Source organism: Luteococcus sp. H101, from assembly GCF_038433155.1.
In the GTDB taxonomy this organism is placed as follows: Bacteria; Actinomycetota; Actinomycetes; order Propionibacteriales; family Propionibacteriaceae; genus Luteococcus.
This window is the reverse complement of sequence record NZ_JBCDMW010000007.1, coordinates 19,763-41,307: the sequence shown is the minus strand read 5'-3', so window position 1 is coordinate 41,307 and position 21,545 is coordinate 19,763. Positions and strand designations below refer to the sequence as shown.

At 70.0% G+C, this 21,545-nt stretch carries 18 protein-coding genes; 8 read left to right on the top strand and 10 right to left on the bottom strand.

All coding sequences use genetic code 11. The features are described from left to right. Positions 1–10 precede the first annotated feature (10 nt). Both AAEX60_RS01870 and AAEX60_RS01865 read right to left on the bottom strand, forming a co-directional pair. A complete protein-coding gene (locus AAEX60_RS01870) occupies positions 11–1,375 on the bottom strand; it encodes an LssY C-terminal domain-containing protein (RefSeq protein ID WP_342100723.1) in 1,365 nt (454 codons plus the stop codon). A 60-nt stretch (positions 1,376–1,435) separates the two neighbouring features. Beyond that, positions 1,436–2,080, bottom strand: a complete 645-nt coding sequence (locus tag AAEX60_RS01865) for an NAD(P)H-binding protein (protein ID WP_342100721.1) — start codon at positions 2,078–2,080, stop codon at positions 1,436–1,438. Between the two features lie 258 nt (positions 2,081–2,338). On the opposite strand from AAEX60_RS01865, the gene AAEX60_RS01860 reads away from it, so the two are divergent. Then, on the top strand, positions 2,339–4,009 hold the full coding sequence (locus AAEX60_RS01860) for an FAD-dependent oxidoreductase (RefSeq protein WP_342100719.1): 1,671 nt from the start codon (positions 2,339–2,341) through the stop codon (positions 4,007–4,009). A gap of 562 nt (positions 4,010–4,571) precedes the next feature. Here the strand turns inward: AAEX60_RS01860 and AAEX60_RS01855 are convergent. Then, entirely contained in the window at positions 4,572–5,444 is an 873-nt protein-coding gene (locus AAEX60_RS01855; RefSeq protein ID WP_342100718.1) for a LysR family transcriptional regulator ArgP, read from the bottom strand. Positions 5,445–5,513: 69 nt separating this feature from the next. Here AAEX60_RS01855 and AAEX60_RS01850 point away from each other — a divergent pair, with 69 nt between their 5' ends. After that, the gene (locus AAEX60_RS01850) at positions 5,514–6,104 is read left to right on the top strand and encodes a LysE/ArgO family amino acid transporter (RefSeq protein WP_342100716.1); all 591 of its coding nucleotides are present in this window, start codon (positions 5,514–5,516) and stop codon (positions 6,102–6,104) included. A gap of 469 nt (positions 6,105–6,573) precedes the next feature. Here AAEX60_RS01850 and AAEX60_RS01845 read toward each other — a convergent pair whose 3' ends face one another. The 4 genes from AAEX60_RS01845 to AAEX60_RS01830 form a co-directional block, all read right to left on the bottom strand. Continuing rightward, the gene (locus AAEX60_RS01845; protein ID WP_446721233.1) at positions 6,574–7,353 is read right to left on the bottom strand and encodes an HAD-IIB family hydrolase; all 780 of its coding nucleotides are present in this window, start codon (positions 7,351–7,353) and stop codon (positions 6,574–6,576) included. 156 nt (positions 7,354–7,509) lie between these two features. Then, a complete protein-coding gene (locus AAEX60_RS01840; protein WP_342100942.1) occupies positions 7,510–8,379 on the bottom strand; it encodes an endonuclease domain-containing protein in 870 nt (289 codons plus the stop codon). 598 nt (positions 8,380–8,977) lie between these two features. Then, entirely contained in the window at positions 8,978–9,892 is a 915-nt protein-coding gene (locus AAEX60_RS01835) for a DMT family transporter (RefSeq protein WP_342100712.1), read from the bottom strand. Then, entirely contained in the window at positions 9,889–11,373 is a 1,485-nt protein-coding gene (locus AAEX60_RS01830) for a DHA2 family efflux MFS transporter permease subunit (RefSeq protein ID WP_342100709.1), read from the bottom strand. Before AAEX60_RS01830 ends, AAEX60_RS01835 begins: the two co-directional genes overlap by 4 nt. Before the next feature lie 228 nt (positions 11,374–11,601). Between AAEX60_RS01830 and AAEX60_RS01825 the strand changes: the two genes are divergently transcribed. Together AAEX60_RS01825 and AAEX60_RS01820 are read left to right on the top strand one after the other, a co-directional pair. After that, positions 11,602–12,009, top strand: coding sequence for a VOC family protein (locus AAEX60_RS01825; protein ID WP_342100706.1), 408 nt, complete (start codon positions 11,602–11,604; stop codon positions 12,007–12,009). Between the two features lie 314 nt (positions 12,010–12,323). Beyond that, a complete protein-coding gene (locus tag AAEX60_RS01820) occupies positions 12,324–12,740 on the top strand; it encodes a rhodanese-like domain-containing protein (protein ID WP_342100704.1) in 417 nt (138 codons plus the stop codon). A gap of 14 nt (positions 12,741–12,754) precedes the next feature. Here the strand turns inward: AAEX60_RS01820 and AAEX60_RS01815 are convergent, their stop codons facing one another. The 3 genes from AAEX60_RS01815 to AAEX60_RS01805 form a co-directional block, all read right to left on the bottom strand. Further along, positions 12,755–13,633 (bottom strand): DMT family transporter, encoded by an 879-nt coding sequence (locus AAEX60_RS01815; protein WP_342100702.1) that lies wholly within the window; start codon positions 13,631–13,633, stop codon positions 12,755–12,757. 128 nt (positions 13,634–13,761) lie between these two features. Continuing rightward, on the bottom strand, positions 13,762–14,610 hold the full coding sequence (locus AAEX60_RS01810; RefSeq protein ID WP_342100701.1) for an undecaprenyl-diphosphate phosphatase: 849 nt from the start codon (positions 14,608–14,610) through the stop codon (positions 13,762–13,764). A gap of 644 nt (positions 14,611–15,254) precedes the next feature. Continuing rightward, a complete protein-coding gene (locus AAEX60_RS01805) occupies positions 15,255–15,860 on the bottom strand; it encodes a histidine phosphatase family protein (protein WP_342100700.1) in 606 nt (201 codons plus the stop codon). A gap of 23 nt (positions 15,861–15,883) precedes the next feature. Between AAEX60_RS01805 and AAEX60_RS01800 the strand changes: the two genes are divergently transcribed. The 4 genes from AAEX60_RS01800 to AAEX60_RS01785 are packed head-to-tail and all read left to right on the top strand — an operon-like array spanning position 15,884 to position 21,543. After that, positions 15,884–16,837, top strand: a complete 954-nt coding sequence (locus AAEX60_RS01800) for a cobalamin biosynthesis protein (RefSeq protein WP_342100699.1) — start codon at positions 15,884–15,886, stop codon at positions 16,835–16,837. Then, positions 16,834–18,318 carry a cobyric acid synthase gene (locus AAEX60_RS01795; protein ID WP_342100698.1) on the top strand — a complete coding sequence of 495 codons (1,485 nt, stop codon included), beginning with the start codon at positions 16,834–16,836 and terminating at the stop codon, positions 18,316–18,318. The genes AAEX60_RS01800 and AAEX60_RS01795 overlap by 4 nt, the downstream gene beginning before the upstream one ends. Position 18,319: 1 nt before the next feature. Next, the gene (gene cobO / locus AAEX60_RS01790) at positions 18,320–18,925 is read left to right on the top strand and encodes a cob(I)yrinic acid a,c-diamide adenosyltransferase (RefSeq protein ID WP_342100697.1); all 606 of its coding nucleotides are present in this window, start codon (positions 18,320–18,322) and stop codon (positions 18,923–18,925) included. Next, positions 18,919–21,543: a cobyrinate a,c-diamide synthase gene (locus tag AAEX60_RS01785; protein WP_342106388.1), complete on the top strand. Its 2,625-nt coding sequence runs from the start codon at positions 18,919–18,921 to the stop codon at positions 21,541–21,543. The genes cobO and AAEX60_RS01785 overlap by 7 nt, the downstream gene beginning before the upstream one ends. Positions 21,544–21,545 lie beyond the last annotated feature (2 nt).

Here is a 21,545-nt window from a genome sequence, read left to right as displayed (position 1 = left end):
GGCCTGGGGCTCATCGCGGCTGGTCGAGGCGCTGGCGCCAGTGGGTCTCTGGAATGGTGACCTTGGGTTCACGGCGGCCCCGGGAGACCCAGTCCCGCACCGGCGAGGCGCTGACCGCCAGCACCGTCAACACGGCCAGACCCGCAGCCAGCAGGCTGCCCAGAGAGGCGGTGTTTGCAGTGACGTCGGCCAGCAGGTAGACCGCGTCGATCACGGCCACCAGCATCAGCAGCACCCAGGCGATCCGCTTGCGGGCGATGATGAACCACCACAACACCACGGCCGCCAACGCCCAGACGGCGGAGAACCGCAGGTCGCCGAGGGTCTCGCCCAGCAAGGGGCCGGCGGCGCCGCGCAGCCACGCGAACAGCCAGGCGCCGGCCACCATCAGGGCGCGGCCGGCCACCAGGACCCCGGTGATCCACAGCGCCGCCGGGGGCACCCCGTGCCGCGCGAAACCCGGATAGGGGTAGACCCGGGCCGAGATCTTCTCCGGCGCCACCCGCATCAGCGCCTCCGTGACGTCCACGACGGGCAGGTCACCGTCGGTGCGCACCCGGTCTCCCCCGCCGTTGCGGTGGTGGTAGGCCGTCGAGAAACCGTGGATCACCTCCACCCGGCTGGCCGGATCCGCATACCGGATGGTGTCGATCAGGTAGTCCCGCTCGATGTCGATGTCCTCGTCGATCTTGTGCGTGATCTGCCAGGTGAACATGGAAAAGCCCACAGCCCGGTCATAGGTGGCGGCCGCCAGCCACTGTGCCGCGTGACCGCCGGGCAGCAACCAGCCGGGCGGGGTGCGCCAGAAACGCACGTGGTGGCGGCGCGCCGGATTCCCGTCGACCTCCTGCTGGTAGGCGAAATCCTGCCGTCGGCCAAACAGGAACAGACCGGACACCGGGGCCGCCGGATAGGAGCGACGCAGCACCGACGAGTGGATCATCCCCCAGGCCGAGCGCACCGAGAGGTCGTCGGCCCGGGTCCAGCCGGCGGCCCGCATCACGGCGTGCACGTCGTGCTCATTGCCGTCGAAGGCCAGGTTGATCGGGTCACCCAGTACCCCGTCGGACGTGCGGGTGCGGCCGATGAAGTAGTCCGGCAGGTAGAGCAGCGTGAACAACTGGTGCACGCGGGGCAGGGCCAGATAGGCGGTGACCCCCCAGAACAGCAGGAGGTGGAGGAAACGCACCGTGTGGCCACGAAATCCGCTGGTCAGCAGGATCGCCGCCAGCCAGAAGGCCAGGGCCAGGGCCACCACGACGAAGGCGGCCGAGAGGAGCTCGAAGACCGCGAAGGTGCGCCGCGCGGAGACCTTGCCGGGCGCGCGCCGGTAGACCGGCGGTTCCGGCGGCACCGGATAGCGCTCCTGGGGCATGACCCCATCATCCCGCAGCCGCCCTGCCCGCCGCTCCACCTGTGTGTGTGGGGGGGGTGTTCAGGCGGTGATGGCCTGCTGCACCGGGGTCTCGCCGTCGTTGAAGGCGATCACCTTCCCGATGGTGCCCGGCTCCGCCACCACCGCGGCAATCACCCGGGCGACATTGGCCCGGGAGACCTCACCGGCGACCTGGGCGGCGGTGTCGATCCGGCCGGTGGGCTCGGCCAGGGTGAGCTTGCTGGGCCGCAGCACCGTCCAGTCCAGCTGGGTCTGCATCAGGTGCTCGTCGGCGGCGGACTTGGCCTCGGCGTAGGCAAAGAAGGAGTTCTCCGGGCTGATCCCATGGTCCGGGCCGGCGCCGAAGTAGGAGACCATCACGTACCGCTTCACCCCGGCAGCCTCGGCGGCCTGCATGCTGCGGATGGCGGCATCCCGGTCCACCGCGTAGGTTCGCTGCGGGTTCCCCCCGCCGGCGCCGGCGGACCAGACGATGGCGTCGCTGCCGCGCAGCAGGTCGGTCAGCTCCTGGGTGCTCATGTGCTCCACATCGGCGACGACGGGGGTGGCCCCGGTCTGGGCGATGTCTGGCGCATGGTGGGGGTTCCGGATGATCCCGTCCACCTGGTTTTCTGCCTGGACAAGCGGCGGCAGCGCCAACAGCGCCACCTTGCCGTGGGCGCCAATGACGGTGATCTTGGTCATGATTCCTCCTGCTGGGGCGACCTGTTCGTGAGATGCCGTGCTCCCAGCACAACGTCGGGACGACCGCACTATTCCCGGTGAGGCGCCCCCATGGATTGGGTCGGGCGTCCAATTCTGGAAAGACACCCCGAGATTTCCCCGGTTCGGTCGGCTCCCACCTAGACCCACCGGCCGGCAGGATTCCGGAGGTCGATTCCCAGAATTGGACACCCGACCGAGGATTACGCTGGGCCCACACCCTCCTGGATGGGAGCGCCCGTGATCCCCGCCAAGCCCTACATCCTGCTCGTCAGCCCCGAGCATGCCGACTTCCTGGCCGACGAGTTCGGGCGCTACGCCCGGGACTACGCGCTGCGCACCGCCCGCGACTGCGAGGATGCCTGCCAGCTCATCCGCTCGATCGAACGCGAGCAGGGCCGGGTGGCGCTGCTGGTCTCGGACTCCCGGCTGCCCGACGCGGAAGTAAGCGACGCCTTCGAGCAGTGGCGCGCCATGCTGCCCAATGCCCGACGGCTGGTGGTGATCCCCTGGGATCGGTTCACGCAGGACGCCGTCGCCCTACGCACGGACTTGGCGCGCAATGTCTTCGACGCCTCCCTGCTGTTGCCCCGGGGCGTGCGCGATGAGGAATTCCACACCGCGGTGACCGAGATGCTCAGCGATTGGGGCCACATGGTGGGCGGACCCGTAGTGGCCAATGTGGTGATCGTCGCCGCGGCCCGGGACCCGCTGGGGCTGGCGCTGCACGACTACTTCCACCGGGTGGGAATGCCGTGGAAGACCGTGCGACCTGATTCCGACAAGGGGCGCGAGCTGATGGCTCTGGTGGATCCGGCCGAGCGTCGCCTGCCGATGGTCTTCGCCCCGCAGTTCGGGGAACCGTTCTCACCGGCCAGCGTGCGGGAGGTGGCCGGGCGCTTCTATGGCCGCCCGGACCAGATCGAGGCCGACGAATGTGCCGACGTGCTGATCATCGGCGCCGGCCCGGCCGGGCTTGCGGCCAGCGTGTACGCCTCCTCGGAGGGGCTCACCACCCATGTGCTTGAGGCCGAGGCGGTGGGCGGGCAGGCCGGCACCTCGTCGATGATCCGGAACTATCTGGGCTTCCCCCGCGGCATCTCCGGGGTACGGCTGGCGCAGCGGGCCCGAGCGCAGGCCGTGCGCTTCGGCACCCGCTTCTGGACGGGTTGGCCAGCCACCGGCCTCACTTCAACCGGGGACCGCTTCGTGTTGCGCACCGATGGCGGCACCCTGACGGGCCGCACCGTGGTCCTGGCCACCGGAGTGAGCTATCGGCGGCTGGGCGTGGAGTCCATCGAGGATCGGGTGGGCCGGGGCGTGCACTACGGCGCCGTGACCACCGCCGCCGGAGACCTGGCGGGGCAGCATGCGGTGGTGGTGGGCGGCGGGAATTCCGCTGGCCAGGCCGCTATGCACCTGGCCCGGTTTGCGGAGACCGTCACCCTGGTGGTGCGTCGGGCAGGGCTGGCGGAAACCATGAGCCGCTACCTGATCGACGAGATCGAGGCCAACCCTCGGATCCTGGTGCGTGGCAATGCCGCCATCGTCGACGGTGGCGGCGACGGCAGGCTGGAGTGGGTGACGGTGGCCTCGATGCTGGACGACGTTCGCGAGCGGATCCCGGCCGATGGGCTGTTCCTGCTGATCGGCGCCCAGACCCACAACGGGTGGCTGCCGCCCGCCATTGCGCTGGACGAGCGCGGCTTCATCCTCACCGGCGCCGACACCCCACGCTGGGCTTGGCACGACGGGCGTCCCCCGGCCGCCCTGGAGACGAGCCTTCCCGGGGTCTTCGCCGTGGGCGACACTCGCGCCGGGTCGATGAAGCGGGTGGCCTCGGCCGCTGGCGAGGGAGCGGCCGTCGTTCCTCTGGTGCATGGCCACTTGGAACACCATCCGGATCACTGAGCCGCCACCCACACAGTGGGACATCCGTCCTGTTCTGAGGATCGACCTCAAGAATCCGGCTGACCGGGTCCTTCCCGTGGTCGGCCGTCACCTGGCTGGATTCCAAAGGGTGATTTCCAGAACTGGACATCCGTCCGCCAGGTTGTCGAGCTGGACGTGACTTCGGCGCCGGCCCGTCACGGCTCCCCCGAATCGGGGTTCTGGTTGCCGACTGGATTTTCGCGGAGAACTGCGGGTTGTACGTGCAGGTCCTCGGATCCCCGGGAAATGCGGCCACGGCCGTGGCGTGGACCCGACGAGGGAAACGTGCCTTCGCCTCGCGGAGGTGGGCTCCGTCACCATCCGGATACTGCTCGCCACCTCCCCTTGCCTTCCCCCGCACAGAGGGGACTTCTCCATGGTGACCGATCCCTTGCCGGCACCTACGGGTGATCCGGCGCGGCGGGAGAGCTGGCTGGAAAACACAGAGCGATGGGGTCCGAGCGAGCCCGTGTTCCTGCACCCGTGGCGCGCGGGACCAGTGATCGCCCGATCCGACCCGCCCCAGGAGGGACACGACTGATCAGGTTCCTCCCTGGGCCAGGCCGCGCGCGGCCCGACGCACGGCTGCCGTGGCTCGTTCGATCCGCGGGGAGTCCACCCTCCACACCTGCCAGTGCAGCCCCACATCGGCCGGCTCGCCGGGCAGTCGGACCAGGCTGCCGTCTTCCAGGTGGCTCGCCAGTTGCGCCTTGGGGATCATCCCCCACGCCAGGCCGGCCAGCACCCCAGCCAGGAAGGCCTCCGAGCCAGGTACCTGCGGCTGTGGGGGAACGTCGTGAATTCCCTTCCTCCGCAGGAAATCGAGCTGGAGGTCATCCTTGGCGTTGTACCGCAGGGCGGGGAGCTCGGCCCAGCGGAGGCCATCCAGGCCGCCGTGCCGGGCCACCAGTTCCGGGGACGCCACCGGCAGATAGCGCATGGCCCCCAAGCGCTCGGTTCGACAGCCAGCCACCGGGACCGGGTCGGAGGTGACGGCGGCGATCACATCTCCCCGGCGCAGCAGCTCTGACGAGTGCCCTTGGTCCTCCACCTCTAGGCGCAGGGTCAGGCCTTCCCAGCCGGCCGCCTCCCGCAAGACCGGACGAAACCAGGTGGCCAGCGAGTCCGCATTCACCGCCATCCGGAGCACCGCACCGCCCTGGCCGCGGCCCAGTTCGGCGAGGGTCTCGTCCTCCAGGAACACCACCTGGCGGGCCATTCGCAGCAGCACCTCCCCGGCGGTCGTGGGGGCGCAGGGCAGGGTGCGGCGCACCACCACCTGACCCAGCCGGGCCTCCAGGGCCTTGATCCGCTGGCTCACCGCCGAGGGCGAGATCCGTAGGTCATCAGCGGCCGCCTCGAAGCTGCCCTCGTCCACCACCGCGATCATCGTGCGTAGCCAATCACCATTCATGAGGACATCTTAGGAAACCTCAGAAAGAATCGTTTGTCTTCATCTGGCTCGATCCCTAACGTTTCCCGCATGATTTCCACCTGGCTGACCGGACTGCTCACCGGCCTCTCGCTCATCATCGTGATCGGCGTGCAGAATGCCCTGGTTCTTCGTCAAGGGCTGCGCCGGGAGCATGTCGGTCTGGTGGTGACGGTCTGCGCCCTGGGAGACCTGGTGCTGATCGGGGCCGGAACGGCCGGAATGGGCGCGGTGGCCACCGCCCATCCCGCGGCGCTGCGGGCCATGAGTTGGCTGGGCGCCGGCTATCTGACCTGGTGCGCGATGGGATCCTTCCGGGCCGCTCTTGCCCCGGGCGCGCTGGCCGATGAGGGCACCCGGAGCCGGTCTTCGGTACTGACCACGGTGCTGGCCGTCACTTGGCTGAATCCGCACGTGTACCTGGACACGGTGGTGATGCTGGGATCCATTGCCGCCAGCCACGGAGACTTGAAGTGGGCTTTTGCGGTGGGCGCGATGTGCGCCTCCGTGGTCTGGTTCACCGGTCTGGGCTTCGGGGCGCGGGCCCTGTCTGGCCCATTGGCCCGGCCATCGGTATGGCGGGGAGTGGACGTGGTGGTCGGCCTGGTGATGCTGGCGGTGGCCGTCAGCCTGGTGCTCTGACGATCACATTCTGAAAAGGTGCCGCCAGACTTCCCCTGGTCAGCGGCGCCCCGCCCGGCAGCAGGAATTGCCGGCATTCCCGCGGTCACTTTCCAGAATTGGACGCTCGTCCCAGCGCCCGGGCAAGGCTGCGCCGCCCGATGCCAGCGGTCGTGGCCGCAACTGGTGCGTTGACTACCCCTGCTGCCAGCCGCGGCAGCCACCCGCGGTCCCCAGCCGCCGAACCGGCGCCTCCCGGGCCCCACCGCCTATAGTCGCGGCATGGCTGATCTCACCGAGCCCTGCCCCAACTGCGGCACCATGATGCGTTGGGAGACCTCCCACGAACGGTGCGACGGGTGCGGCTGGATCCGCCCGTGCTGCGAGGGAGCACCCTGCCCGGCGCCGGCAGCGCCCCGGACCCGGGGCGGGAATGACCGATGGCCGCCCGCGAGAACGCGGACGGCCATCCCTGAATCATCCCGGGAGATCAACCCTGCTTGAGATCCTCCACCAGCTGCCGGACATAGCTGATGGTCTCCTCCGGGCCGGTGACCGCATGGCACGCAATCCCCATCTCGTAGACCGGGTAGTCATTGCCGCCGGGCTGCAGCCGGTCGCCGATGAACAACATGTTGGCCTGCTTGATCCCGGTCTGCTCCTCGAGGGAGCGCATCCCGTGCGCCTTGTCGATCCCCTTCATGGTGATGTCGATCGAGGTGGAGCCACCGGAGCGGACCTCCAGGTTCGGCAGGTCGGCCGCGACGGCATCCCGCAGGGCAGCCCGCTTGGTCATGTCCGGGTCCCAGGCATGCTTGTCCGCCACCGCCGCCTGCTGGCCCAGCGCCGAGAAGGTGATCTGCGAACCACGGTCCTCGATCCGGGGGCCCTTGCAGATCTCGTCGCTCTCCCACAGGCCGAGCTCCTTGGCGCGCTTCTCCAGCGAGGCGATCGCCGCCTGCTTGTCCGCCTCGTCCAGGTTGTGGGCGTAGATCTCGGTCCAGCCGCCATCCAGGTGACGCAGGTAACGGGTGCCACAGGTGGGCATCAGGTGCAGGTTGGTCAGGTCCGCCGATTCCGGGAGGTTGTCCAGCACCTGCGCCTGGAACTGCTCGTAACGGCCACCGGAAATGATGCACACCGGGCGGGTGGCCAGGAGGTCGGTCAGCGCCTCGGCCATCGCGGGCTTCAGCGGGGACTTGGAGGCCGCGAGGGTGTCGTCCAGGTCAAAGGCGACGATCTGGATGTCGTCCGGCAGTGGAATGGTCAGGTCGGTCAAGGCTCTCCCCCGAGAAGATGTTCGGCACACGCCATGTGCGCATCCCACAGGCTATCCGGTGGCCGGCCGACAAGCCCTGTGAGCACTCAGGTTCCACTCAGCCCCAGCCCTTGGCCCGGCGCATTCTTCAGCTCTCCCCAAGAGAGTTCAGGCCATCGCTCGAGCCGCGATCTGCATCGCGGCCAGCACCAGCTCCACGAATCGTGCCGGATCCTTCACCTGTGCCCAGCTCAACCGCACGGTGATCCAGCCTTCTGCCAGGAGCAACGCGTCCTTCTCATGGTCGGCCTGGAAGGTCTCCGGACTGGAGTGGAACTCAAAGCCGTCCAGCTCGATCACCAGACGCAGGTGCTCGAAGACGATATCCCCGGGCCAGGTGCGGCCTCCCAGCGTGAAGACGTGGTTGCCCTTCCAGCCGGTGACCCCGGCATCCCGCAGCGCCTCATGACCCCGCCGCTCCATCTGGGACCAGGGCCTCTCCCGGCTGTTCACGACGATGAACCGCCTTTCCCGGTTACCCACCCGCCACTTGAAGGTGTCCATCATCTCGGTCAGGTGTTCCGGCGTGGTCTTGGTGGCACGAAGCGCCTCATCGGTGGCCTCACCGTGGTCACTTCTGGCCAACCAGACGGCCGTCCAGGTGGGGCTGCTGAACCGGGTGCCATCCTTTTCCACCACGTCATCCACATCAATCGAAGCCCGGCTGAAGCGGAAGTTTCCCCGGTCCGGCAGCCGACGCCTGGTGAGGACCGTGATGGTGCTGACCTTGGCCTTCTCCCAGAATCCGAGCCTGGCCGCGGCCAGACCCGTGATCACGGCGTCCGGATCCCACAAGCCCACGGCGGCCAGCTGGGTGGCCAGGTCATCCTTCTTTGCTGCCGGGACGACGATTCCCGGCAGCAGCGTCACCGCTCGACCCAGCTTGACCAGGTAGTCCAGGGCGGTGGCGAGCCCGGGATGGTCCTTGCGGCGGAGCACGCCGACGGCGTCCAGGAGGCGCTCGGCCTCCGATGTCATGGTGTTCACACAAGCAGGATGTGCAAGAGGGCCCGATTTGCGTCACGCAGTGGGGAGCCTGTGGACAATTCCTCGGCAACCACAAATCTGTGGATAACTCTGTACTTTCGTCCAATTCTGAAAAGCGCCCCCGAGTTATCGTCCGCCGCCAGCAGAGGAGCGCGGGAACCGGGGCCCGATGGATTCCTGAGGTCGATTCCCAGAACTGGACAACCGACCCTCCCCGGGCCCGGCGCCAGCGTCACCACGAACGCGCTGGGATCCCGCAGGGCCAGCGGCACCCCGGGCGCGGGGAGCTCTTGGTCACCCGCTGCCACAACGAAAGCCGGTGCAGAGCACCCCAGACGCGGAAACGGCCCACAGCGGCGAGCTGGTTGCGCCGTACGAACTCAAGCGGCACTCCAGGTGCGGGGAGGTGGTCGACGCCTGGCGCGGCTGGATCGGGCTGGCCACAAACGACTCCCCAGGCGCGGGGAGGGGCCTTGGGCGGGGCACCAGCCGGGTAGGACACCGTCCAGCTCGGGCACCGCCCAGCCCAAACATCGCCGAGCTCGGGCACCGCCCAGCCCAGGCACCCTCCAGCCCAAGGACCGGGAGCTCAGCCCACCTCCAACAGCCGACCCCGGCTGCGGAACTTGGGCAGGACCGTGACCAGGATCATCGCGGCGAACATCGAACCACCCCCGGCCAACATCTGCCAGGTGAACCGCTCCCCACCCAGCAGCACCGCGAAGACCGCGGCCCAGACCGGCTCGCCGGCCATCAGCACCGCCGCGGTGGTAGACTCGACCACCGCCTGGGCCCAGACCTGAAGGAAGATCGGGATGGCCCCGGCAATCACCGCGATGTAGAGCATCCATGCCCAGTCCGTCCCCCCGGAGGGCAGGTGAATGCCACCAGGCAGGGCCGCAACGGTGCATTCCAGCGCCACCACCGTCAGGGTGACCAGGGTCAGCGACAGCGAGTTGTCGCCGTCCGACCAACGATCCACCGCGACGATGTGGCAGGCATAGATCACGGCGGAGCCCAGGGTGAGCAGTTCCCCCACACCGATGACGACACCCGCGGACAGGTCCAAGGTCAGGACACCAAGGCCAAGCGCGGCGAGCAGCACCGACAGCCAGGTGAGCAGCGGCACCCGCTCCCGCAGCAGCCACGCGGCCAGGAAGGGAGTGAAGACCACATAGAGGCCGGTGACGAAGCCCGAGACCGAGGCCGCGGTGTGCGCCAACCCCACCGTCTGCACCAGCTGCGCGGTGCCATAGATCAACCCCAGGATGGTGCCGTGCCGCAGCGTCCGTCGGTTCATCCGCCAGTGCCGCCAGCCCAAGGCCCCGGAGACGACGGCGGCAATGATGAAGCGCACTGCCAGCAGGTCCGGCACCGGGATCCGGCTGGTCAGGTCCTTCATGGAGAAGAAGGTGCTTCCCCACAGCACCCCCATCAGCACCAGGGCACCCAGTGCCAGGTACCGGGTGTGGCGGGCGGAGCGCGGCGTGGCCGAGGTGCTCACTCGTCGCCCCGCAGGAAGCTGGGCCGAACCAGGAAACTCGCAGCCACGGCCCCCAGCAGGGCGAGCACCGCCGGGAACCAGGCGGCATGGCGCATGGCGACGCTGAAGGGGCCGCGCAACAGGTCCGGCAACGCCACATGCGCCCCCTCGGTGGGCCGCCCGGCCGAACCACCCCCGGGCAACTGTGAAGCCAGCTGCCATTCGATGATGGTGGCAATCGCGGCCGAACCCAGCACCGAGCCGAGCTGCCGGGTGGCGTTGTAGACACCGGAGCCGGCGCCGGCCCAGTGCGGCGGCAGGTCTCGCGTTGCGGACATGGACAGCGGGCCCCAGATCAGTGACCCGGACAATCCGACCAGCACCGATGGCAGCAGCATCCACAACACCGACAGGTCGGCACGCATCAGTTCGGCCTGGGCCACCAGCGCCAGCGCGAAGACCAGGAAGCCCGTGACGGCAAATCCCCTGGTCGGGCGAGAGTTGGCGGCCTTGCCGATCAGCGGGGCGCCGACGAAGGAGATCACCGCCGAGGGCAGGCTGAGCAGGGCCGCCTGGGTTGGGGACAGGCCGCGGCCGGTCTGCAGGAAGAGCATCATCGGGAAGCTCATCGCCACCACGGCGCCGCCCATCACGAAGATGCTGGCATTGGCGGCCGCGAAGTTGCGGTTGCGGAACAGGGCCAGTGGCATCAGCGGCTCGCGCCGGTTGCGGGCCTGCTGCCAGACGAACAGCCCCAGCACCGCGAGGCCGGCCGCGATCATCCCGGCCACCCACAGTGGCCACCCCTGCGCCTGCCCCTCCTGAATGGCGAAGACCACCAGCGTCAGGCCGACGGCATTCAGCGCCACCCCGAGCAGGTCGAAGGAGTGGGCATGGGTCTCCAGACTGGGCACCAGCTTCCAGACAGCGGCGATGGCCAGCACCCCAATCGGCACGTTGACGAAGAAGATCCACTCCCAGCCCACGGTGTCCACCAGCAAGCCACCCAACAGCGGCCCCGCCAGGCTGGCCACCGACGCCGTGGCCCCCCACAGACCCATCGGCGCACCCCGTCGTTGCGGCGGGAACATCCGCGTGATCACGGCCATGGTCTGCGGCGACATCATTGCCGCTCCCAACCCCTGCACCGCCCGGCCCGCGATCAGCGAGGTGATGCTGCCCGCCAGCCCACACCACAGGCTGGACAGGGCGAAGACCAGCAACCCCGACAGGTACAGGCGTTTGGGGCCGAACCGGTCGCCCAGCCGGCCAGTGATCAGCAGCGGGATGGCGTAGGTCAGCAGGTAGGCGGAGCTCACCCAGATCACCTGGGTCACATCCGCGCCGAGCGAGGCCATGATCGCCGGGATGGACACGCTGACGATGGTGCCGTCCACCATGATCATGAAGAAGCCGACCGCCATCGCCCACAGGGCGGGCCAGGCGCGGGGATCCAGGTCAGCGGCGACGGCTTGGGAAGCGGGGGTGGGGGTGGGCTGCACCCCGCGAGCCTAGAAGCTCCACCGTCGCGGCGCCGCATCCTTTCCTGCGCGGATTCTGAGAATCGGCCTCTGGAATATCGGGGGCCGGCGGAGCCCCGCGGAAACCGCCGACAAACCAGTGCCTGGCGGAATTCTCGAGGTCGATTCCCAGAATTGGTCGAGCGACCCAGCCATCCCAGCAGGGGGACGCCAGCCACCAGGGACCGCGGCGCGGCTACGGTGGGCCGCATGGATTCTCACGAGCCCTCGTTCACGCCCGCCCTGTCGGCCATCACGCTGCTGGTGGCAGACCAGGAGACCGCGGCGGAGTTCTACGCGCGGGCCTTTGCGGAAGAGCCCCTGTGGCGCGACGAGAAGTCGATCGGCTTCGGGCTGGGCAGCGTCGTGCTCAACCTCCTGGTGGACTCCGAGGGTGAGCGGCTGCTGGCACCCGCCCCCGTGGCCGCCGCCAACGCCGGGGTGCGCTCCCAGCTAAGCATCTGGGTGGACGACATCGACACCGTCGTCGAGACCCTGAAGGCGCGCAATGTCACCTTCGACTCCGCACCGACCGACCAACCCTGGGGGATGCGCACCGTGACCTTCCGGGACCCCGACGGCCACAGCTGGGAGATCGCGCAGGACCTCGGCGGCTGAGCGCTTCCGGGCCCGGGAAGCACCGACCAATGGTCTTCCGCGCGGGCCTGCGTCGGATCGTCGACTCAACGACGCGCCACTCCCACAGGAGCTTGGCCCGCTCGCCCAGCACTCCCGCCGCGGCATGCCCCACCGCAAGGACTCACGCTTCACCAGTAGGTGACCGTCCGGGGGTCCACCGATCGGAAGCCGTCCACCACGATGGTGGCAATCTCCGGCTCGGATCAGCAGATCGACGGATCCGACACGTCGCAGCCGGGACATGATGATCCGTGTTCCCTAGGCTGGAGCCATCCGATGACGAAGGTGGAGCCATGACCCGCGAACCCGGAAGCCCGCTGCCGCTGAACGCCGCCGCCCTGGTGGCGCAGGCCAATGAGAAGATCACCACCCTCACCCGCGATGAGGTGCGGGGCATGCTCGACGATCCGGACGTGCTGCTGGTGGACATCCGCGACGTGCGTGAGCTGGAGCGCGACGGGCTGATCCCCGGCGCCAAGCACGCGCCGCGCGGGATGCTGGAATTCTGGATCGACCCGGAGAGCCCCTACTACAAGCCGGATCTGGACGACGGCCGCCGGCTGGTGCTCTATTGCGGGTCGGGCTGGCGTTCGGCCTTGTCGGCGGAGGTGCTCAGCCGGATGGGGCGCGATGACGTCGCCCATCTGGAGGGTGGTTTCAGCGGCTGGAAGAAGGCGGGTCTGCCGGTGCAGACCAGACAGGCCCGCTGACCCGGCCACCGGACTCACTGGCGGTGCGTGAGCCAGACCCCGCCGATCACGACGGCACAGCCGGCCACCTGCCCCCAGCCGACCGGCTCGTGCAGCACCAGCAGGGCGATAACCAGGCCGAACATCGGCACCAGGTTGATGCTGGCGGCCACCACCGCCGTGGAGAGCTGGCGCACGGCCAACGCATAGAGCACCATCGCCAGCACGGAACACAGCACGGTCAGCGACAGCACCGCAGAGATGGTGGGCACCGGATGACTGGGCGGTCGCCAGGTCCGCGCCTCGGTCAGGGCCAGGGGGATGAAGGCCAGCGCGCCGACGCCGTCCTGCCACAACACCGTCGTCCACGACGAGTACCGGGTCACCACCTCCCGGGTGGCGAAGGTGTAGAGGGCCCAGACGACGGCGGCCAGCAGGATCAGCAGATCACCCCAGAGCCGTTTGGGGCCGGCTTCGTCGGAGATGGGGCCGCCGAAGACGATCGCGACCGAACCAACCATGGCGAGCAGGATTCCGAACCAGCCGCGACGGCCGATCACGGCCTTGTTCAGCAGCACGTCGGTGACCGCGATCACGGCGGGGAAGGCGGCCGAGAGCAGGGTGGCGTCGGTGGCGGTGGACCAGGCGACGCCAAGGTTTTCCAGCGCGAAGTAGGCCGTCACCCCGAGCAGCCCACCCAGCGCCAGGGTGCGGGCGTCGCGGGGCGTCGGGCGTTGCCAGCCGCGAGTTGCCGCCAGGATCCCGGCGATCACGACGGTGGCCAGCAGGAAGCGCACGGTACCCAGGGTCAGGGGGCCGACGTCGACCAGCGCGACCTTGGTGATGGTGTAGCTGGCGGCGAACAGGACCATGGAGCCGATCAGGGCGAGACTGGCGCGCAGCTGCTGGGTCATGCGAATCCTCACGAAGTCCGCCCGGGAGGAGCGGTGGCTCCACCATGGTGGCAGAACGAGGCTGGGGCTGGTGACGACGACGGGGCCGCGACCCGCAGGCCACGACCCCGTTCATCGGCGGGAGATGCTCAGACGGCGGTGATCACCTTGGTGGCGAGCAGGCCGATGATGGTCAGGCCCAGCAGGACGCGGTAGATCACGAAGCTGGTGAAGGTGTTGCTGGCGACGAACTTCAGCAACCAGGCGATGGAGGCGTAGGCGACGAAAAAGCTCACCATCATGCCGATCCCGGTGACGCCCCAGCCGATGGTCTCGGACACATGGCTGAACTCGCTGGCGGCCTCGTAACAGCCGGCGGCCACCAGGGCGGGGATGCCCAGGTAGAAGGAGAGCTTGGTGGCGGCCAGCCGGTCCAGGCCGCTGAACAGGCCGCCGGTGATGGTGGCGCCGGAGCGGGAGACGCCGGGCACCAGTGACAGGCACTGGACGGCGCCCAGGATGGCGCCATCCTTCCAGGTGATGCTCTCCAGGCTGCGCTGCTTGCTGGCGGGCGCCTTGGCGGAGTACCGGTCGGCGGCGAACATGGCGAAGGACCACACGATCAGGCCGATCGCCACCACCCACATGCTGCGCAGGGCACCGGTGATCAGGTCCTTGCCCAGCAGGGCGACGCCGGCGGTGATCACGGTGCCGACCACGACGGCCCAGCCCATGTTGTAGTCGGCATCGCGCTTGCCCTTGTTGCCAAGGCCCTGGACGAAGGCGGTGCCGATCCGCACGATGTCCTTCCAGAAGTACAGGACGGCCGCCAGGATCGCGCCGATCTGGATGATGGCGGTGTAGGCGGTGATGCCGGGGTCGTCGATCGGCATGCCCATCAGCTTCTCGGTGATGGTCAGGTGGCCAGTGCTGGACACGGGCAGGAACTCGGTCACTCCCTCGACGACGCCCAGGATGATCGATTCCCACCAGGTCATGTTCTGCTCCCCCATTGCTGTGCCGACGGTCGGCTGCTCAACGTTTGCCACAGGCTATGGCTGGGCTGTGTGACCGACCGAACCCCTCTCAGTGCCCGCTCAGCGCCTTCTCATGGGGCACTTGGCAGTGGGTCGCCGGACCAATTCTGGGAATCGACCGCAGGAATCTCCCGGCCCGGTCGGCCTACGGCGCACTTCCTGGATCAGGGAGATTCTGGAGGTGGATTTTCAGATTTGGACGGCAGTCCCACAATTTGGGGGGAATCCGGCTGCGCCCATGCCGGGCAGGCGGGCTAGGGTGTTGGTTGCTGGCCCTCGGCCAGTGCGTCGCTGCCAGCGAAGCCGGTGAGATCCCGGCGCTGTCCCGCAACGGTGATGCCCCACGAACGATGGCCGGAGCCATGGGTCCGTGGGGATGAGCCCGGTCGCCTGGCAACGGTGCGCCTCAACTGCCCTCGGCGAAGGGTGGACGGTCCCGTCCTTCGCCCAACGTGTGAAGGACTACCGGGATGCCAGACCCGCGCGGCACATCCGCGGCTCTCCTTCGCCCGAATGCCCTCCGTCGGGCCCCCGTCCACAGGGCTGCGTGGGAGCGCACCGTCCGGACGCGGCCGGCTCTCCGCAGCCTCGGCCAGCACTGGCCGTCAGCGCGCGCCGCCCGAATCACCGTCGGCCGGGCCGCCCCCATCAGCCCAGTCCCGCACCAGCACCTCACCATTGCCGATCACGCACCAGTCCACGTCGCGGTGGCCCCGCCCGTCGAGCACCGCCAGCAGCACCCGCAGGGTGTCACCGTGGCTGACCAGCACCAGCGCCGGGGCCGACGGGTACTGGGCGGCGAGCCAGTCCAGCAGGCGGCGGCAGCGGGCATGCACCTGTTGGATGGACTCGCCCCCACCCCAGGCCACCTCGCTGATGTCCAGCCCAGCGGGCACGGGTTGTTCGGCCAGCTCGTGGGCCAGCCGGCCCTCCAGGCTGCCCAGGGCCTGTTCCCGGAGCAGGTCGGTGAGCCGGGGCGCGACGCCCAACCCGTCGGCCACCACCTCTGCGGTCTGCCGGGCGCGCAGCTGGTCGCTGCTGACCACCGGCGTTCCCGGCCTGACCAGGGCCGCGACCCGCTGGGCCGCCAGCTCGGCCTCGGCCAGGCCCTGCGGCGTGAGCGGCACGTCCATGGTCTGGCCCTGCAGCCGTCGCTCCAGGTTCCAGGTGCTCTGGCCGTGCCGGACCAGGACCAGACGAGTGGGCTGCATGACTTCAACCTAGTGGGTGCCGCATGAGCTGGGCGCGCGCCGCGGGCCTGGTGCTAGGGACGGTGGCGGACCGGGTGATCCCGGACCCGCACCGGCACCACCCGGTGGCCTGGTTCGGCAATTGGGCGACGTGGGTGGAGCGGCGCAGTTATCGCGATGACCGGATGGCCGGGGCGGTGCATGTGGCGGTCTGCCTGGCGCCGCTGGCGCTGGCCGGGGTGACCGCGGAGCTGGCCGGCCGACGCCGTCCGCTGCTGCGGGTGGCCACCACCGCGCTGGCTGCCTGGGCGGTCACCGGCGGCAATTCCCTGGCCCGGGAGGGAGAGGTCATGGCATCCCACCTTGCCAGAGGGAACCTGCCGGCCGCCCGGGTCCGGCTGGGACACTTGTGCGGCCGGCTCCCGGATGAGTTGGACGAGCCGGAGCTGGCCCGGGCGGCGCTGGAGTCCGTCGCGGAGAATGCCGCCGACGCGGTGGTGGCCCCGCTGGTCTGGGGCGTCGTGGCGGGGGCGCCGGGGCTGCTGCTGCACCGCGGGATCAACACCCTGGACGCCATGGTGGGCCACCACAATGCGCGCTACGAGAACTTCGGGATGGTGGCGGCCAGGCTGGATGACGCAGCCTGCTGGCTGCCGGCCCGGCTCACCGGCGCGTTGGCCTGCGCTCTGGCCGGGGAGCGACGAGGGCAGGCGTGGCGGGTGATGTGGCGCGACGCCCACGACCATCCCAGCCCGAATGGTGGCTGGTGCGAGTCGGCCTGGGCAGGGGCGCTGGGCGTGCAGCTGGGCGGACGCAATGTCTACCCGGGCGGCCGGGTGGAGCATCGCGGCCTGCTGGGCGACGGGCCCCGGCCCACGGCCGAGGATCTGGGACGGGCCTGTGTGCTGGGTCGACGGGTGCAGTGGGCCGCCGCGGGGCTGGCGGCGGGAGCCCTGGTGCTGGCGCGGGCCAGCGTCGCTGGAAAGGAGAGGCCATGACCGGAATCCTGGTGACCGGCACCTCGTCGGATGCCGGCAAGTCGTTGGTTGTGACCGGCCTGTGCCGGGTGCTGCGGCGGCGCGGGCTGAACGTCGCGCCGTTCAAGGCCCAGAACATGAGCAACAACTCCATGGTGGTGGCCGACGGGGAGATCGGCCGGGCACAGTTCCTGCAGGCCCGGGCTGCGGGCGTCGAGCCCACCACCGCGATGAACCCGGTGCTGATCAAGCCGGGCACGGACCGCCGGGCCCACGTCGTGCTGCGAGGGCGGCCGGACGGAACCCTCGAGGCCGGGCAGTACGCCACCGGCCGCACCCATCTGGCGGCCGCCGCCTTCCAGGCCTACCGGGAGCTGGCCGCCGCCCACGACGTCGTGGTGTGCGAGGGGGCTGGCTCCCCCGCGGAGATCAACCTGCGCTCCGGCGACTACGTGAACATGGGGCTGGCAAGGCAGTTCAACCTGCCTGTCGTGCTGGTGGGGGACATCGACCGGGGTGGCGTGCTGGCCAGCATCTACGGCACCTGGGCCCTGTTGGAAGAGCCGGACCGGGCGTTGCTGCAGGGCTACCTGATCAACAAGTTCCGCGGGGACCCCGACGTCTTGGCCCCCGGTCTGGGCCGGATCAGTGAACTCACCGGGTTGCGCAATTTCGGGGTGTTGAACTGGCTGGACGGGGTCTGGCTGGACGGTGAGGATGCCCTGGCGATCGGTGCCTGGCGGCGCGCCGGAAGCCTGCCCGGTCAGGGATCCCGCCCCTTCGAGGCGGCGGTGGTCCGCTTCCCCCGGGTCAGCAATGCCACCGACGTCGACGCCCTGGCCGCCGAGCCGGGCGTGCGGGTGACCGTCACCGCCGACCCGCAGGCCTGCGCCCAGGCGGACCTGCTGGTGCTGCCTGGAAGCCGGGCCACCACCGATGACCTGGCCTGGCTACGGGCCCAGGGGATTGACCATGCCGTGACCGAGCGCCACAACCAGGGCCGGGCGACGCTGGGGATCTGCGGCGGGTACCAGATGCTCGGCCGGACCATCCACGACGAGGTGGAGGGGCACACCAGCACTCCGGTGGACGGGCTGGGCCTGCTGCCAGTCCGGATCGACTTCCACCCGGACAAGGTGCTCAGCCGCCCCACCGGCTCCTGGCGGGGCCACCACACCACCGGCTACGAGATCCACCACGGCCGCCCCACCACCCTCGCAGCCCCGGATGAGGACTTCCTGGAGGGGATGCGGGTGGGCGCCACCTGGGGCACCCACTGGCATGGCGCCCTGGAGCACGACGGCTTCCGCCGGGCCTGGCTGAGCCGGGTGGCGGAGCAGACCGGGCACCCCTGGCGGCCGGACCCAAATGCCCCCGGCTACGACGAACGTCGCGAAGCCATGATCAACACCCTGGCCGACGCCCTGGAGGCGCAGGTCGACGTCGAGGCGCTGCTGGCGCTGGCAACCCATCCCCAAACCCAACCAGGCAAGGAGAATTGAGATGCAGGGCACCCCACCGGTCAGCGACACCCAGCTCACCACCAAGCAGCTGCGCCACCAACCCCGGTTGATCGTCAACACCGGCGACGGCAAGGGCAAGTCCACCGCCGCCTTCGGGATGGCCCTGCGCGCCTGGAACCAGGGGTGGAGCATTGGCGTGTACCAGTTCGTGAAATCCCCCAACTGGCGCACCGGGGAGAAGGCCGCCTTCGCCGCGTTGAACGAGGTGCACCAACAGACCGGCCAGGGTGGCCCGGTGGAATGGCATGCGATGGGCGCGGGCTGGACGTGGCTGCGCTCCACCCAGGAGGTGGACCACGTCGCCATGGCCAAGCAGGGTTGGGACCGGATCAGCGAGCAGCTGGCCAACCAGACCCATGACCTCTACGTGCTGGACGAGTTCAGCTATGTGCTGGCCAATGGCTGGTTGGATGTCGACGAGGTGCTGGCCACCCTGGCTTCCCGGCCGGGCAGGCAGCACGTCGTGATGACCGGGCGGCGGATGCCGCAGCAGGTGATCGACGCCGCGGACCTGGTCACGGAGATGACCAAGATCAAGCACCCCTTCGACACCGGCGCCAAGGGGCAGGCGGGGATCGAATGGTGAACCTTCCCCGGCTGGTGGTGGCCGCGCCGTCCTCCAGCGCGGGCAAGACCACCATCGCCGTCGGACTGATGGCGGCGCTGCGCTCCCGTGGGGTGGCGGTGGCGCCCTTCAAGACCGGGCCGGACTACATCGACCCGGGCTACCACACCTTGGCCGCCGGGCGGGTGGGCCGCAACCTGGACCCGCACCTGTGCGGGCCGGAGCTGATTGCTCCCCTGCTGGCACACGGTTTCCGCACCCCGGAGGTGACCGAGATTGCCGTGGTCGAGGGCGCGATGGGGCTGTTCGACGGCAGCCTGTCGGTGCCCGAGGTGGGCCGGGCCGGCTTCGGGTCCGCGGCGCACGTCGCCACGCTGACCGGCTCGCCGGTGCTGCTGGTGGTGGATGCCGCCAAGAGCTCCCGCACCGTGGCCGCCGTCACGCACGGCATGGCCTCCTATGATCCCGACGTCCGGGTGGCCGGGGTGCTGCTGAACAAGATCGGTAGTCAGCGCAATGTCGACGCCTGCACCCGGGCCGTCGAGGAGCTGGGGTTGCCGGTGCTGGGCGCCATCCCCCGCGCCTCGGAGCTGACCACGCCGTCGCGGCACCTGGGCCTGGTGCCGGCCGCCGAACGGGACCAGGCCCGCGCCATGGTGCAGCACGCCGGTGAGCTGGTGGCGGCCCATGTGGACCTGGACCGGGTGCTGGAACTGGCCGGGGGTGCCGGGGAGTTGGACGTGCCGCCGTGGCAGCCGTCGCGGCTGGTCAGTGCGGTGTCCGGCCGGCCGCGGATCGCGGTGGCGGCCGGGCGCGCCTTCACCTTCCGTTACCCGGAGACCGTCGAGCTGCTGACCGCGGCCGGCTGCGAGGTGACCGAGTTCGACCCGCTCACCGACGCCACCCTGCCCGATGGCACCGCCGGGCTCTACCTGGGCGGTGGTTTCCCGGAGGTCTATGCGCGGGAGCTGGCCGGCAATGCCGCCCTGCGTTCCCAGATCCGACGGCTGGTGCTGGCGGGCCTGCCCACCGTCGCCGAGTGCGCCGGGCTGCTCTACCTGTGCGATTCCCTGGACGGGCAGGAGATGGCCGGGGCGCTGCCCCTGGCCGCGGCCATGACTCCGCGGCTGACCCTGGGCTACCGGCACTGCCGGGCCACCGTCGACAGCCTGCTGACCAGGCGCGACGACGTGCTTGCCAGCCACGAGTTCCACCGCACCGGGATCGAACTGGCCTCACTGGCCGGTGACCACCGGTTCGAGGTGGCATGGGATGTCGACGGCCGCGCCGAGGGCGTCTCCGGAGACCCGGCCGGGCTCGGCCGGCCCACCGTGCACGCCAGTTATCAGCACCTGCACTGGGCCGGCTATCCCCTGGCCGCGCAGCGCTTTGCCGAGGCCGCGGCGCGCTGGGCGGCCGCGCAGGAGGTTGATCCCCCAGCCCCCCTCAGCGCGGCGGACGTGGGTGGTGGTGCTCGTGGTGAGGATGAGCAGCGTCAAACGCGAGTGAGCACGACAATGCCCGACGGAGGAGGGCTTGCGCCAGCGAGTCGAGCTGCCAGCCTCACCGCGACACCACCACCCACGTCCCCCCACCACCCAGACCTCACCCACCACGGGGACCGGGACCTCGCGCCCGGGCTGACCGATCTGGCCGTCAACGTGCACGCCGCCACCCCGCCGGGGTGGCTGGCGGACCGCCTCACCTCCCGCCGCGAGGCCTGGGCGCCCTACCCGGACGCCGGCGAGGCCCGGGAGGCGCTCGCCGCCCGGCACGGCGTCGACCCCCGGATGGTACTGCCCACTGCGGGCGCCGCGGAGGCCTTCGGGCTGGTGGCGCGGGCCTTCGGCACCCGGTGCGCCCTGGTGGTGCACCCGCAGTTCACGGAACCGGAGCAGGCCCTGCGGCTGGCCGGGCACCTGCCCCGACGCCTGCTGCTCCGCCCCGAGACGGGCTTCACCCTGGACCCTGCGGACGTCGACGATGACGCGGACCTGGTGGTGGTGGGCAACCCGACCAATCCGACGTCGGTGCTGCACTCCGCCGAGAGTCTGCGCCGGCTGGCTCGCCCCGGCCGGGTGCTGCTGGTGGACGAGGCCTTCATGGACGCCGTCCCCGGTGAGCCGGAAAGCCTGATCGGCAAACAGATGAGCGGGATCCTGGTGACCCGCTCCCTGACCAAGACCTGGAGCCTGGCCGGCATCCGCGCGGGCTACGTCGTCGGCGATCCCGGGTTGGTCCGCACGCTGGCCCGGCTGCAGACCCCGTGGTCGGTGGCCACCCCGGCGCTGGACGCGATGGTTGCGTGCAGCGCCCCACAGGCCCTGGCCGAGGCGGACCAGATCTCCCGCACCGCCCAGACCCACCGGGAGGCCATGGTCCGGGCCCTCACCGCGGCCGGGCTGGCACCCGTCGATGCGCCCCGAGCGCCGTTCGTGCTGGTGGACTGCGCCCCGCTCGGGCCCCGGGCCGGGCTGCCGGGCTGGATCCGGGAACAGATGGCCGGGCTGGGCTTCGCGGTGCGCCGCGGCGAGTCCTTCCCGGGGCTGGGCCCGTCGTGGATCCGGCTGGCCGTCCGGGATCAGCAGACCAGCCGTCGGGCCGTGGAGGCCCTGGCCTCACTCAGACATCACCAGTAGTC

Excerpts from the sequence above, each read along its gene's own strand:
- cobO (WP_342100697.1), top strand. The coding sequence starts at position 18,320 with ATGCAGGGCACCCCACCGGTCAGCGACACCCAGCTCACCACCAAGCAG.
- AAEX60_RS01810 (WP_342100701.1), bottom strand. The coding sequence starts at position 14,610 with ATGACCTGGTGGGAATCGATCATCCTGGGCGTCGTCGAGGGAGTGACC.
- AAEX60_RS01815 (WP_342100702.1), bottom strand. The coding sequence starts at position 13,633 with ATGACCCAGCAGCTGCGCGCCAGTCTCGCCCTGATCGGCTCCATGGTC.
- AAEX60_RS01820 (WP_342100704.1), top strand. The coding sequence starts at position 12,324 with ATGACCCGCGAACCCGGAAGCCCGCTGCCGCTGAACGCCGCCGCCCTG.
- AAEX60_RS01850 (WP_342100716.1), top strand. The coding sequence starts at position 5,514 with ATGATTTCCACCTGGCTGACCGGACTGCTCACCGGCCTCTCGCTCATC.
- AAEX60_RS01870 (WP_342100723.1), bottom strand. The coding sequence starts at position 1,375 with ATGCCCCAGGAGCGCTATCCGGTGCCGCCGGAACCGCCGGTCTACCGG.
- AAEX60_RS01785 (WP_342106388.1), top strand. The coding sequence starts at position 18,919 with ATGGTGAACCTTCCCCGGCTGGTGGTGGCCGCGCCGTCCTCCAGCGCG.
- AAEX60_RS01795 (WP_342100698.1), top strand. The coding sequence starts at position 16,834 with ATGACCGGAATCCTGGTGACCGGCACCTCGTCGGATGCCGGCAAGTCG.
- AAEX60_RS01865 (WP_342100721.1), bottom strand. The coding sequence starts at position 2,080 with ATGACCAAGATCACCGTCATTGGCGCCCACGGCAAGGTGGCGCTGTTG.
- AAEX60_RS01800 (WP_342100699.1), top strand. The coding sequence starts at position 15,884 with ATGAGCTGGGCGCGCGCCGCGGGCCTGGTGCTAGGGACGGTGGCGGAC.
- AAEX60_RS01805 (WP_342100700.1), bottom strand. The coding sequence starts at position 15,860 with ATGCAGCCCACTCGTCTGGTCCTGGTCCGGCACGGCCAGAGCACCTGG.
- AAEX60_RS01855 (WP_342100718.1), bottom strand. The coding sequence starts at position 5,444 with ATGAATGGTGATTGGCTACGCACGATGATCGCGGTGGTGGACGAGGGC.
- AAEX60_RS01825 (WP_342100706.1), top strand. The coding sequence starts at position 11,602 with ATGGATTCTCACGAGCCCTCGTTCACGCCCGCCCTGTCGGCCATCACG.
- AAEX60_RS01840 (WP_342100942.1), bottom strand. The coding sequence starts at position 8,379 with ATGACATCGGAGGCCGAGCGCCTCCTGGACGCCGTCGGCGTGCTCCGC.